The organism is Priestia sp. SRI_019, assembly GCF_057586255.1.
Window position 1 is genome coordinate 63,172 of record NZ_JBYCZN010000004.1, and the last position, 13,402, is coordinate 76,573.

Below are 13,402 nucleotides of genomic sequence, written 5' to 3' on the forward strand. Positions count from 1 at the left end.
ACTCTTAAGCTTCTTGCTCTACAGTTTCGTCTTCAATACCTAATTCTTGTTTGATCCAGTCATAACCTTCTGCCTCTAGACGCTGTGCCAATTCTGGTCCGCCTGATTTTACAACGCGACCTTGCATCATAACGTGAACTTTATCTGGCGTAATGTAGTTTAATAAACGTTGGTAGTGAGTAATCATTAAGCAACCAAACTCGCTGCCGCGCAGTTCATTAATACCTTTTGATACAACTTTTAACGCATCGATATCTAAACCAGAATCGATTTCATCTAAAATTGCAATTCCTGGTTGAAGCATCATTAATTGAAGAATTTCATTACGTTTCTTCTCACCGCCAGAGAAACCTTCGTTTAGGTAACGCTGAGCCATATCTTGATCCATTTCTAAGAAATCCATGTTTTTGTCTAATTGACGGATGAATTTCATTAGTGAAATTTCTTCTCCTTCTTCACGACGAGCATTAATTGCTGAACGTAAGAAGTCAGCATTTGTTACCCCGCTGATTTCACTTGGATATTGCATAGCTAGGAATAGACCTGCACGAGCGCGCTCATCTACTTCCATCTCAAGTACATCTTCGCCGTCTAGCGTGATGCTTCCTTGTGTAACCTCGTATTTAGGATGTCCCATGATTGCTGAAGATAATGTTGATTTACCAGTACCGTTTGGTCCCATGATTGCATGGATTTCGCCGCCCTTAACTTCTAAATTAACACCTTTTAAAATTTCTTTACCTTCAATTGCAACATGAAGATCTTTAATTGTTAAAGTTGACCCTGCCATATTAAAACCTCCAGTTATAGACGTATATAGTAAAAAACGATATACCTATATCTTTTTAATTATTCTCATTTTATTCTCATTACAATCTTATAACAAATGAAAACTTATAGCAACCTTTTGACCCAAAAGGTTTTAAACCATTATGTACGTTTTTCAAGACTAAATCCACTCATAAAAAAGTTGCCTTAAAAGACTCCATAGAGCCTTCTAAGACAAGCTTTTTTACCCGCTTATTTACTTAGTGCGTGTGGCTAGTCAGTTCTGAAATACACTCTTGGACAAGCGTAACAGACTGACTCATCGCTGCGCCTCCTCCAAATGCTGCTGACACTCCGCATGCTTCTAAAATTTCTTGCTCAGTTGCACCTTGATCAATGCAGCCTTTTGTATGATAAATCATACAGTACTCGTCTTGAGCTACTACGCTGATTCCTAACGCGATTAACTGCTTTTCTTTTTTAGAAAGAGAACCTTCTCCAAAACATGCTTCAGTAAACGCATTAAACGTTTTTGTTACTTCCGGTAATTTTTCGCTAAATTTCCCAACACCCATTTTATAATCATGAAGTGCTTGCTCAGTTGAATGACGTGCTTCTTGCTGCATAACGTCAGCTCCCATCATCAGTAAAGTTTTCACGGTTAGTATGCGTGAGAAAAATAAGAGTTATTCGTTTTCCCGCATACAAAAAAAGCACTTGCCCAGCGTGGGCAAGTGCTTTTCTTCTATTATTTATTTACCGGCAGTACTCCGCCTTTATATTTTTCTTTAATGTAGTCTTGAATTTCTTTAGAGTGAAGAACTTTCACTAAAGCTTTCACTGTATCTTTATTTTCGTCGCCTTTGTGAACCGTAATGATGTTTGCATAAGGGTTATTTTCTTTGCTTTCCACTGCGATTGGATCTTTTACTGGATCTAAGCCAGCATCGATAGCATAGTTAGCATTGATAACAACAGCGTCACCTTCATTGTTTTTGTACATCTGAGGTAACAATCCGCCTTCAACATCGGCTTTAAATTTCAAATTCTTCGGGTTTTCTACGATATCTTTAATTTGTGCATCTGTTTTCTTTACGCCTGGTTTTAATTTGATTACGCCGGCTTTTTCAAAAATCGATAAAATACGTCCTTGCTCTGCTACTGCATCACGCATAATAACTGTCCCGTTTTTCGGAAGATCTTTTAAGCTTTTATATTTTTTAGAGTAGATACCGATTGGTTCAATGTGAATGGCACCGGCACTTACAAAATCATACCCTTTTTCACCCTTGTGATCTTTTAGCACTGAATTCATATAAGGAACGTGCTGGAAGTAGTTTGCATCAATTTCATTGTTTGCAAGAGCTGTGTTCGGTAAGATGTAATCTTGGAATTTTTTAATTTCCAAGTCAATTCCTTGTTTTTCTAAAATCGGTTTTGCTTGTTCTAAAATTTCAGCATGGGGCGTATTAGAGGCACCCACAACAATTTTCTTTTCATCTTTTGATCCATTGTTAGATCCACACGCAGCTAATCCTACTACTAGCGCAGATGTTAATGCTAAAGCCGAAAGCCATTTTTTCATAATAAATAATCCTCCTTTTATCTTTTATCAATTTTTGCAGTAATCGCATCTCCAATAAGTTGGATAATAAATACAATAATCAAAATTAAGATCGTAGCAGCTAGCGTTACATCATTATGACTGCGCTGGAATCCTTCTAAATATGCAAGATTCCCGAGACCTCCAGCTCCAATCACACCCGCCATTGCCGTATAGCCGACTAACGCAATCGTAGTTACCGTCAAACCAGAAATTAAAGCTGGCAGCGATTCAGGTAACAGCACTTTAAAGATAATAGTGCTTGTTGTTGCTCCCATTGATTTAGCAGCTTCAATAACACCTTTATCAATTTCGCGCAGACCAATTTCTACAAGGCGCGCATAAAATGGTGCTGCTCCAACAATTAAAGCAGGTAACGCTGCATTAGCGCCTAAAATACTTCCTACCAATGCTTTGGTAAATGGAATCAGTAAAACAATTAAAATAATGAATGGAATGGAACGAAAGATATTTACAACTGCTGACACAATGGCATATAAAGGTTTGTTTTGCCAAAGCTGTCCTTTGGAGGTTAAAAATAAAAGCAAGCCCAATAAAATACCTAGAACAAACGTGGCTATAACTGAAATAGCCGTCATATATAGTGTTTCATTTGTCGCTTGAATAAAATCATCTAAAATAACGTTTGGAAATAGTTTCTCAAGCATTTGTCATTACCTCCACTTCTACCTGCTGCTCATGAATGTATGCAATGACTTTTTCAACTTCTGTTAATTCTCCGTCTAAATGAACGAACAACGTTCCGTATGAACCTGTTTGTGTATGAGAAATCTTTCCTTGCAAAATATTAATCGTTACATCAAACTGTTTTAAAATCGTTGTAATGAGCGGTTGCTCTGCTTTTCCGCCAACAAACGTCAGCTGAATAATTTGCCCGCTTGGATATAACTCCTGTACTTGTTCAATTGTTTCAAACGTTTCTTCTGGTTCAGAAATCTGTTGAACAAATCGCTTTGTAATCGGCTGCTTAGGTTTTCTGAAGACTTCTAGCACTTGCCCTTCTTCTACCACTGCCCCATTTTCCATAACAGCTACTCGATGACAAATTTTACGAATAACGTGCATTTCATGAGTAATGAGTACAATGGTTAACCCTAGCTTCTCATTAATATCTACTAACAGATCTAAAATAGAATCTGTCGTTTGAGGATCAAGCGCTGATGTTGCTTCATCACACAGCAATACTTTTGGGTTATTGGCTAGCGCTCTAGCAATACCAACACGCTGCTTTTGCCCACCGCTAAGCTGTGATGGATAAGCATTTTCACGCCCTTCAAGCCCGACTAGCTTGATAAGCTCGTCTACTCGTTTCATTCTTTTTTCTTTTGAGATCCCTGCTATTTCTAACGGAAAGGCAATATTTTCTCGCACCGTACGCGACCACAAGATATTAAAGTGCTGAAATACCATACTAATTTCTTGTCTAGCTTTTCTGAGTTTTCCGCCTTTAATTTTTCCAATATCATTACCTGCTACTTCGACCGTTCCTGTCGTTGGTGTTTCTAACCCGTTTAGCAAGCGAATTAAAGAACTTTTACCCGCTCCGCTATAACCAATAATTCCGTAAATTTCACCTTGGTTAACGGTTAGATTCACATTATCAACAGCTGTTACTTGACCGCTTTTAGCCTGATAAATTTTTGTAACGTCTGTTAATGTAATCATATTTCTTCACCTTCTTTAGTAAAAACTTAATTATGTTAGGTTGCCCTATAGGATGAAAAAGCCGTAAAACAATTTTCCCCATTAAAAAAGCCTCTCTGCGCATGACAGAAAGGCTCGATATTTAATCCTTTCTCTCATCTTTCAAAGCGCATAGCTTTGCAGGAATTGGCACCATTTCAGTTAGTCTGACGGTTGCCGGGTTTCACAGGGCTCAGTCCCTCCACCTCTCTTGATAAGAGTTCGCAACAATTATTTTGTTTTTGGGAAATATTCATTCATTTATGAACATTCATGAGTGTGATTTTAGCATGTGTCAGATAGGCTGTCAACAGATTTTGTTCTTGGGATAATATCCCAAGAATTCAACAGCCCCAACGGTTTGCTCTCGTTCCATTTCTTCATTTTAAACAAACGTTTGATTATCGAAGCTCTTCAAGTACGTGCTCGATGGAATGAAACGCATAGAGTTTTTTTACCATTTCGCCATTTTTCACTTCAATCAAACAAGGTACACTTTCAATTGAAAATACTTCTGCTTTTGAAGGCATATAATTTAAATTGCTCATTCCGATGGTCACACCAGGCAGCATTGCTTCTGCTACGGTTAACATTTTTTTTGCCAGCTGACATGTCCCGCAAAAAGGTGTATGGAAAAAGATAAACGCTCTTTGTCCTTCTTTTAACTGATCGTCAAGCTGTTTTTCGCTCCATTCTTGCATGTTGCTCATTCCTTTTATGTTAAAAATTCTGCATTAACATCGATATTGGCACTCAGTAATACTGTTGCTATGTGATGTCTAGGGGCGGCAGCAACCTCTCGGTACATTTTATCAATATATAGATGCTCTGCTTCCGGAAGCTCTCGTTTAAATTGTTTTCTTAGCTTATTCCCTGAATCATCAGAGTCAACGAGTATGTATACCTCTTTGTTAAACGTAAAGTCAATAATTTCATCCAGCTTTGATAAACTAATCGTACCGTTTGTACAGATAATTTCAATTGGTTCTCGAATGATATCTTGGATACGTTTTTTATCTGATTTTCCTTCGACAATAATTACTTTTTCAATTTCAATTAGCCCCATTTTCATCACCCATAATCGTCAGTTGTATAGTAACATCATTTCTTTATGCTATACAATATTCGTTAATGTATCACAGTTCACCTGTTTTTTAAAAGAAATTTGCAAGAAAGAACTGTTTTAAAAGGCAGCTTAGGCCATATTGTTTCCATAAAACAAGAAAAACAGCGGCAGTTGCCACTGTTTAGCACCATCCTGCTTCTTCGTCGCAGTCTGTATATTTTTGCGTTTCACCTTGCTTTTGTACATCTGTATATTGGTAGAACTTATTATTTTCTTGCGAATACCCTTCTTCAAAGCGGTATTCATTGCCGCTTGTTCCGTAACTAACTTCACCAATTGGCTGCTTATCAACATATAATTTCATGCCGCCGTCATGAAATTTAGCTGTAACGCGATCTGTAACGTCCATTTTTTGTTTTTCAAACATAAAAAGACACTCCTTTAGCTTGTTTACTAATAGAGTGTCCAGTCAAAAACTTTTCATAAAGACAATTTATGGAGGAATATTATCCTTCGTTTGTCATTTCTTCGTATTGCTCTGCTGTCATTAGCTTGTCTACTTGAGAAGCATCAGACGGTTTGATTGTAATCATCCATGCTTCTTCGTATGGAGATTCATTAACAAGTTCAGGGCTATCGCTTAAGTTATCGTTTACTGCTACAACTTCACCGCTAATTGGTGCGTAAAGCTCAGAAACTGTTTTTACTGATTCAACGCTGCCAAACGGCTCGTCAGCTTCTACTGTTGCTCCTACTTCTGGCAGTTCAACGAATACGATGTCGCCAAGCTCAGCTTGAGCAAAATGCGTAATACCTACGCGGACAACGTCTCCTTCTGTTTTTACCCATTCATGCTCTTCAGAATAACGCAAATCTTTTGGTGTACTCATCTTAATCCCTCCAAAATATGTATCGTAATTTGTTTATATAAAAAGCGCCTTCAACGTGGAGAACACTTTCTACAACCTAAAATAACTTCCTATTAACAGTGTAACGTAAAAGGTAAAAATTTTCTATTTGAAAACTTACTTCCACACGTCCTCAAACTGCTCTTCTTTGAAGCCAAGCGTTACTTTTTGTCCATCTGTTAGCAGCGGACGCTTAATTAACATGCCATCTGACGCAAGAATAGACAGCAGTTCGTCTTCACTCGCACTGCTTACTTTATCTTTAAGCCCTAATTCACGATATTTTTTACCGCTTGTATTAAAGAATTTTTTTAATTCTAAGCCGCTGTTCTGATAATAAGATTGCAGCTGCTCTTTTGTTGGCGGGTTTTCTACAATATGAATTTCTTCATACGCTACTCCGTTATCATCCAGCCACTTCTTGGCTTTTCGGCACGTACCACACTTTGGATATGAATAAAAAAATAATGACATTTCGTCAACCACCCTTTATTTTAAGCTTTTTTCGTATTTTAACACATCCTTTATCATTTACCTAGATAGAGGCTTCTTAAACAAAAAGGAGCTCGTAAAACGAGCTCCTTTTTCCCTTAAACTGTGAACTTCTCTACTTCTAGAAGCGTTTTTGCAATCTCGCGCTTTACGCTAATCACATTGATTGGTGTATAGCGCGTTAACTTGCGAAGAGACGAAAGCATGACTCTAAGCGTATCACCTTGTTCAACGCCAATTAACGTTTCTTTTGCATCTGCTTCAATTCGATTAAATGCTTCTTGGCAAAATACTTGCGTATATTTTACTTTTAAGCTGTTTTGATCTGCTCCTGTTTTGGAAATGGCTTTTTCAGTACGTAAAACAGTAGATTCCATTGCATATACGTTACTAATCATATCAGAAATATTAACGAGAATTTCTTGTTCTTTCTCTAATTCTTTACCGTATTTCTGTGCAGCTAGGCCTAAAAGCAAGAGCGCAATTTTCTTCCCATTTTGCACAAGCATTTTTTCTTGATCTAACGGCTCATTCCCTACTTCCTGCGGCATAAGCATCATCAATTCTTCTTGAAGCGTTTGTGCTTTTTGAAGCAGCGGAAGCTCTCCTTTTAGCGCTTTGCGTAAATACGTGCCTGGTACTAAGAGACGATTAATTTCATTTGTTCCTTCAAAAATACGGTTAATGCGGGAATCACGATACAGGCGCTCGATTTCATACTCACTCATAAAACCATAGCCTCCGTGAAGCTGGACGCCTTCATCTACGATGTAGTCAAGAGATTCCGTTGCAAACACTTTGTTTAATGAGCATTCAATAGCATATTCAGCAATGGAAGCGGCAATTTGTTTTCCGTCTTTTTGCTGTTCTTCTGAAAGCTGGCCCATATGGTCTTCAAAAAGTCCTACCGTACGATAGACGGAGCTTTCAGTTGCGTACAATTTAGAAGCCATTGTTGCTATTTTTTCTTGGGTTAATGAAAATTTAGCAATGGGCGTTTTAAACTGCTGACGCTGGTTAACATATTGAGACGTGATTTCTAACGCACGTTTCCCTGCTCCAACTGCTCCAACTCCAAGCTTGTAGCGCCCAATATTTAAAATATTAAAGGCAATCACATGCCCTTTGCCAACTTCACCTAACACGTTTTCTTTTGGAACAAGCGCATCTTCAAGAATCAACGTTCTGGTTGAGGAGCTTTTGATTCCCATTTTCTTCTCTTCCGGTCCAACCGAAACACCTGGAAATTCGCGTTCAACGATAAAAGCAGAAAATTTATCGCCGTCGATTTTCGCATACACCACGAACACATCAGCAAATCCGGCATTCGTAATCCACTGCTTTTCTCCATTTAATACATAGTGTGTGCCTTCTGCGTTAAGGCGAGCTGTTGTTCGAGCACCGAGGGCATCGGAACCAGAACCAGGTTCTGTTAACGCATATGCTGCTATTTTTTCCCCAACTGCTAAAGCAGGTAAATATGCTTGCTTTTGCTCTTCTGTTCCAAATAAGACGATTGGCAATGACCCAATTCCTACGTGAGCACCATGAGTGATGGAAAATCCTCCTGCTCGAGACATTTTTTCAGCAATTAAAGCCGAGGTAATTTTATCTAAACCGAGTCCACCGTATTCTTCCGGTACATCTGCACCAAGCAAGCCTAATTCACCAGCTTGTTTTAATAACTTTACAGAACGGTCAAACTCATGCTTTTCTAAATATTCCACTTGTGGAAGGACTTCATTTTCTACAAATTCATCTGTCGTCTTGGCAATCATCTTTTGTTCAGATGTATAATCCTCCGGCGTGTAGACGCGGCTTGCATCGCCTTCTTCAATTAAAAAGCTTCCACCTTTAATCATTTGTTTTGTTTTATTTGACATGTTCATATCCCCCTTTGAAATGATTATGCTAACAATTCAAATACACCAGCAGCTCCCATTCCTCCGCCAATACACATCGTGACAATTCCAAACTGCTCATTTCGACGCTGCATTTCGTGCATTAAGCTAAGAGTCAGCTTAGCTCCGGTACAGCCTAATGGATGACCTAAGGCAATAGCGCCTCCGTTTACATTTACTTTATCTTCATTAATATTTAATTCACGAATAACGCCAAGTGCTTGAGAAGCAAATGCTTCATTTAATTCAAACAATCCAATATCAGAAAGCTCCAGCCCTGCTAGTTTAAGAGCTTTAGGAATGGCAGCTATCGGGCCAATCCCCATTACTTCAGGCGGAACTCCTCCAACTGCAAATGAGCGAAACTTAAGCAAAGGCTTTAACCCTTCTGCTTCAGCTTGTTCTTTATCCATTAGAAAAACGGATGCAGCTCCGTCACTTGTCTGCGAAGAGTTTCCAGCTGTTACGGATCCTTTAACCGAAAAAGCTGGACGAAGTTTTCCTAATACGTCCGCAGTTGTGCCGGGACGAACTCCTTCATCTTGAGAGAACATCAGCTTTTGTTCACGGAGCTTATTGTTTTCATCCACTTTTCGAAGCGTCACTTCCACCGGAACAATTTCGTCGTTAAACTTCCCTTCTTGAAGTGCTTTTGCTGCTTTTTGATGGCTGCGTACAGCAAACGCATCCTGGTCTTCACGTGAAATGCCGTATTTCATCGCCACTTGTTCTGCTGTATGCCCCATGCCCATATAATATTCCGGCGCATTTTCAACCAGCTGAACATTCGGACGCGCTACGTTTCCAAACATCGGAACAAAACTCATTGATTCTGCTCCTCCAGCTAACACTGCTTTGGCTTGCCCTAGCATAATTCGTTCTGCACCGTAGGCAATACTTTGCAAACCTGACGAACAATAACGATTAATCGTTATTGCTGGCACCGTATAAGGCAAACCCGCAAGAGCGCCAATATTTCGAGCCATATTCAAACCTTGTTCTGCTTCAGGCATCGCACAACCAATAATTAAATCATCAATGGGTCCTTCGTATCCGCCTGCTCGGCGAAGAGTTTCTTTAACCGCAATGGCTCCCAAATCATCAGGCCTAACACTTGCCAGTGAACCTTTTTTTGCTTTTCCGACCGGTGTCCTAGCACCTGCTACAATAACTGCTTCTCTCATTTTTTCTCCCCCTTAATTACGCAGTGGTTTTCCTTTAACTAACATGTGCTGCATACGTTCTTGAGACTTCGCTTCTCCAACAAGGCTTAAAAATGCTTCTCTCTCTAAGTCCAGCAAATACTCTTCATCAACTTCCGAACCAAACGCTACACGTCCTCCGGCTAACACAAATGCTAACTTACTAGCAATTTTATAATCATGTTCTGATATATATCCTGAATATTTCATGGATTGAGCTCCTAGCAGCAACGTTGCATATCCTGTTTCTCCAACCACAGGAATTTTAGTTCTTACAGGTGGTTTATAGCCCGTGTCATGTAAAGCAAGGACTGAGTTCTTCGCATCATTCAGCAAATGATCTCCGTTTACGCTGATGCCATCATGGCGGTTTAAAAAGTTTAGCTGTCTAGCTTCTGCAGCAGAAGCAGATACTTTTGCAGTAGCAATTGTTTCAAATGTTTTATTGGCAATTTGCTGAAGATCGAGCGTTACACCGTTCGGTAAACCATTTAACTGTTTGATATAAAGCTCCTTATTACCTCCTCCACCAGGAATAAGTCCGACTCCTACTTCTACAAGGCCCATGTAAGTTTCAGCAGAAGCTTGGATTTTAGCTGACGGTAAGCAAATTTCTGCTCCGCCTCCAAGAGTCATCGCAAATGGAGCTGCAACAACCGGCTTTTCGTTATATTTCACCTTCATCATTGCCTGTTGAAATTGTTTAATGACAAATTCAATTTCAAAATAATTGTCATCTTGTGCTTCCATTAAAATCATAGCTAAGTTAGCGCCAACGCAGAAATTTTTCCCTTGATTTCCTATGACCAGTCCTTTATAGTTCTTATTCACTTCTTCAAGAGACTGATTTAATAAGCTAATAATATCTAGCCCGATTGCATTGTTAGGAGAGGTGAACTGCAGGCACGCCACATCATCTCCTAAATCAATTAAACTCGCTCCGCTGTTTTCTAAAATGACATTATTTTGAGAACGTAAAGATGACAGGTGAATCACCTTTTTATTTTCTTTTACCGCTTTATACTCTTCATCTTCGTAGTAAAGCGTTTGACCTTCCATTTCTTTATAGAAGCTTGTAAATCCATTTTCCTGCATTTGTTTTACCCACTGCGGAACCGCTAAACCAGACTGCTCCATCTTCTCAATTGACTTTTCTAAACCAATTGCATCCCACGTCTCAAAAGGACCCATTTTCCAGCCAAATCCCCACTTCATAGCTTGATCAATGGCCACGATATCGTCGGCGATTTCATTTTTTAACTGTGCTGCATATACAAGAACGGGACTGATCACATTCCAAAGAAGCTGTCCGGCACGATCATCAGAATATATAAGCGCTTTCATTTTATTTTGCAGCCCTTTTGCCTGCTTGCTTAATTCGGTAGAAGCTGTTTTTAACTTCTTTCTCTCAACGTATTGAAGTGTACTAGGATCAAGTTCTAAAATTTCCTTGCCTTTCTTTAAAAAGAAGCCTTGCCCCGACTTGCTTCCCAGCCAGCCATTTTCCTGCATTTGTTTCATAAATAAAGGGACATCGAACACTTCTTTTTCTTTGCCTTCTACTTTGTCAAATACATTGTTGGCCACATGAATAAATGTGTCTAGTCCCACTACGTCTAGTGTTCGAAACGTTGCGCTTTTTGGTCTTCCAATTAAGGGGCCCGTCACAGAGTCAACTTCTCCCACGCTGTAATTACCTTTTAACATTTCTTGAACGGTCACAAGTAAACCGTACGTACCGATACGGTTGGCGATAAAGTTAGGCGTATCTTTTGCAATAACTACTCCTTTACCTAATACATCTTCACCAAACGTTTTCATATATTCAACAATTTCTGATTTTGTGTCATGAGTTGGAATGATTTCTAATAACTTTAAATAACGCGGTGGATTAAAAAAGTGCGTTCCTAAAAAATGCGCTTTAAAATCTTCTGAGCGTCCTTTAGCCATTTCGTGGATCGATATTCCTGAAGTGTTTGAACTTACAATACTTCCTTTTTTTCGTACACTGTCAATTTTTTCAAACAACTGCTGTTTAATATCAAGACGTTCCACTACTACTTCAATAATCCAATCACAGTCGCTTAACTGCTGTAAATGATCTTCAAGATTTCCTGGCGTAATCAACGATAGTGATGACTTAGACGTTAAAGGCGCCGGTTTTTGCTTCGTTAATTTAGCTACAGCAGTTGTACTCAACCGATTTCTCACTTGCCTATCTTCAAGCGTTAGCTGTTTTTTTTCCTCGTCTGCTGTTAATGAAGTTGGAACCACGTCTAGCAAAAGCGTTGGAATTCCTACATTTGCTAAATGAGCTGCAATTCCAGAGCCCATAACTCCGGAACCTAAAACGGCGGCTTTTTTTATGTTCATAATTATCCCCACATCCCCTTTAATATATTGAATGAATGATCATTCATTTTATGCGTAAAAAAAGAGAGTCACTGTTAATCTCTGTTTTTACTATAAAACATTTTTTAAATTTTCGCAATATATTCACAATATTATCTCTAACTATTTTTAATGTGTTTGGTTATCTTAATACACAGGAGGTGATTTTGTGAGCAAATTAAAGAAGGATCCATCGTCAGCAGGCGTAAGCGCAGCAAGCGTTAAAGGAAATGCTGGACCGGTCAATGAACCGCACGGACGCGGCAAAAAGACGTCTCAAAACCAGCAGTACACAAAGCATAACACTCAAGAACATTAACCTCAAAATCGAACATGAGTAATCGAATCATGTTCGATTTTTGATTATTTCTTACTTTGTCATCACGACCATTTCATTATTATTTTTTTACGATTCCTTTTAAGACAAATGCGACATTTGCAGGTCTTTCTGCAAGGCGCCTCATAAAGTACCCATACCAGTCCGTTCCATAAGGAACGTACACTCTCATTTTATATTGTTCTGCTACGAGCTGAACTTGCCTTTCTGATCGAATCCCGTATAGCATCTGAAACTCAAACTGATTCATTGAAATTCCATGCTTTTTAACAAACTCTTTTGTATACTGAATGATTCGTTCATCGTGAGTAGCAACTGCTGTATAGTGACCGTTTAATAAGTGAAGTCCAATGATGTTTTGAAAGTTTTCATCTACGTCTTCTTTATCAGGAAACGCGACGTCTGGTGCTTCTTTGTACGCACCTTTCACTAACCTTAATTTAGGAGCATAAGCATCTAATTCACGGATGTCACTTTCTGTTCGATATAAGTATGCTTGAAGCACCGTCCCTACGTGTTCATACTCATTTTTTAATTGTTTAAATAGCTTAATCGTCTTGCTGCATCGCCTATAGTCCTCCATATCAATCGTCACAAATACGCTATATTTTTCCGCTTCTTGAAGAATACGCCGCATATGATGAAGCGCCAAATCCTCTGAAATATCCAATCCCATAGACGTTAATTTTAAAGAAATTTCTGAATCTAACCTTTCTTTGTGTATAAGGTGAATGGCCTTTATGCATTGAGCTGCAGCATGGGCAACTTCAGCTTCACTTTCCACAAACTCGCCAAGATAATCAATCGTTACTTTTAATCCCTGTTCATTTAGCTTTTTTATCACACTAACAGCTTCATCGATGGTTTCCCCTGCAACAAATCTTGCTGCTCCAAAACGTAAGCCATAGCGCTTAGCCAGCTTTGTTAACTTTTTGCTTTTTGATAACAATAAAAAAAAGTTTCTTATCGTTTGTTCCAAAGCAACCCCCCGCCTTCACTTGTCATACGCCTCACAAAATTTATTTAATTA

General features: G+C 39.0%; 15 protein-coding genes and 1 riboswitch. Of the genes, 1 reads left to right on the forward strand and 14 read right to left on the reverse strand.

The window, feature by feature from the left end:
* Nucleotides 1-4: 4 nt before the first annotated feature.
* From sufC to AC2YJL_RS21285, 13 genes are all read right to left on the reverse strand, one after another.
* Complete coding sequence (sufC, locus tag AC2YJL_RS21225) at nucleotides 5-790, reverse strand: Fe-S cluster assembly ATPase SufC (protein ID WP_013059647.1); 786 nt, start codon at nucleotides 788-790, stop codon at nucleotides 5-7.
* A gap of 238 nt (nucleotides 791-1,028) precedes the next feature.
* The gene (locus AC2YJL_RS21230) at nucleotides 1,029-1,394 is read right to left on the reverse strand and encodes a carboxymuconolactone decarboxylase family protein (protein WP_013059648.1); all 366 of its coding nucleotides are present in this window, start codon (nucleotides 1,392-1,394) and stop codon (nucleotides 1,029-1,031) included.
* 122 nt (nucleotides 1,395-1,516) lie between these two features.
* Nucleotides 1,517-2,353 (reverse strand): MetQ/NlpA family ABC transporter substrate-binding protein, encoded by an 837-nt coding sequence (locus AC2YJL_RS21235; RefSeq protein ID WP_014457885.1) that lies wholly within the window; start codon nucleotides 2,351-2,353, stop codon nucleotides 1,517-1,519.
* A 17-nt stretch (nucleotides 2,354-2,370) separates the two neighbouring features.
* Entirely contained in the window at nucleotides 2,371-3,039 is a 669-nt protein-coding gene (locus tag AC2YJL_RS21240; protein WP_013085342.1) for a methionine ABC transporter permease, read from the reverse strand.
* The gene (locus tag AC2YJL_RS21245; protein WP_013059651.1) at nucleotides 3,032-4,057 is read right to left on the reverse strand and encodes a methionine ABC transporter ATP-binding protein; all 1,026 of its coding nucleotides are present in this window, start codon (nucleotides 4,055-4,057) and stop codon (nucleotides 3,032-3,034) included. Before AC2YJL_RS21245 ends, AC2YJL_RS21240 begins: the two co-directional genes overlap by 8 nt.
* 131 nt (nucleotides 4,058-4,188) lie before the next feature.
* Nucleotides 4,189-4,296, reverse strand: a riboswitch (SAM riboswitch).
* A 180-nt stretch (nucleotides 4,297-4,476) separates the two neighbouring features.
* Complete coding sequence (locus tag AC2YJL_RS21250; RefSeq protein ID WP_013059652.1) at nucleotides 4,477-4,776, reverse strand: thioredoxin family protein; 300 nt, start codon at nucleotides 4,774-4,776, stop codon at nucleotides 4,477-4,479.
* A gap of 14 nt (nucleotides 4,777-4,790) precedes the next feature.
* On the reverse strand, nucleotides 4,791-5,141 hold the full coding sequence (locus tag AC2YJL_RS21255; RefSeq protein ID WP_013059653.1) for a toprim domain-containing protein: 351 nt from the start codon (nucleotides 5,139-5,141) through the stop codon (nucleotides 4,791-4,793).
* Nucleotides 5,142-5,322: 181 nt separating this feature from the next.
* Complete coding sequence (locus tag AC2YJL_RS21260) at nucleotides 5,323-5,568, reverse strand: YusG family protein (RefSeq protein WP_013059654.1); 246 nt, start codon at nucleotides 5,566-5,568, stop codon at nucleotides 5,323-5,325.
* A gap of 79 nt (nucleotides 5,569-5,647) precedes the next feature.
* Entirely contained in the window at nucleotides 5,648-6,031 is a 384-nt protein-coding gene (gene gcvH, locus AC2YJL_RS21265; protein WP_013059655.1) for a glycine cleavage system protein GcvH, read from the reverse strand.
* A 135-nt stretch (nucleotides 6,032-6,166) separates the two neighbouring features.
* Nucleotides 6,167-6,523, reverse strand: a complete 357-nt coding sequence (locus AC2YJL_RS21270) for an arsenate reductase family protein (RefSeq protein WP_013059656.1) — start codon at nucleotides 6,521-6,523, stop codon at nucleotides 6,167-6,169.
* 116 nt (nucleotides 6,524-6,639) lie between these two features.
* On the reverse strand, nucleotides 6,640-8,424 hold the full coding sequence (locus tag AC2YJL_RS21275) for an acyl-CoA dehydrogenase family protein (protein ID WP_060745815.1): 1,785 nt from the start codon (nucleotides 8,422-8,424) through the stop codon (nucleotides 6,640-6,642).
* A 23-nt stretch (nucleotides 8,425-8,447) separates the two neighbouring features.
* A complete protein-coding gene (locus AC2YJL_RS21280; RefSeq protein ID WP_028409611.1) occupies nucleotides 8,448-9,626 on the reverse strand; it encodes an acetyl-CoA C-acetyltransferase in 1,179 nt (392 codons plus the stop codon).
* Between the two features lie 12 nt (nucleotides 9,627-9,638).
* The gene (locus AC2YJL_RS21285) at nucleotides 9,639-12,020 is read right to left on the reverse strand and encodes a 3-hydroxyacyl-CoA dehydrogenase/enoyl-CoA hydratase family protein (RefSeq protein ID WP_176524082.1); all 2,382 of its coding nucleotides are present in this window, start codon (nucleotides 12,018-12,020) and stop codon (nucleotides 9,639-9,641) included.
* A 184-nt stretch (nucleotides 12,021-12,204) separates the two neighbouring features.
* Between AC2YJL_RS21285 and AC2YJL_RS21290 the strand changes: the two genes are divergently transcribed.
* Nucleotides 12,205-12,354: a YuzL family protein gene (locus tag AC2YJL_RS21290; protein ID WP_230933763.1), complete on the forward strand. Its 150-nt coding sequence runs from the start codon at nucleotides 12,205-12,207 to the stop codon at nucleotides 12,352-12,354.
* A gap of 79 nt (nucleotides 12,355-12,433) precedes the next feature.
* Here the strand turns inward: AC2YJL_RS21290 and AC2YJL_RS21295 are convergent, their stop codons facing one another.
* Nucleotides 12,434-13,351, reverse strand: a complete 918-nt coding sequence (locus tag AC2YJL_RS21295; RefSeq protein ID WP_230933764.1) for a proline dehydrogenase family protein — start codon at nucleotides 13,349-13,351, stop codon at nucleotides 12,434-12,436.
* Between the last annotated feature and the right edge of the window lie 51 nt (nucleotides 13,352-13,402).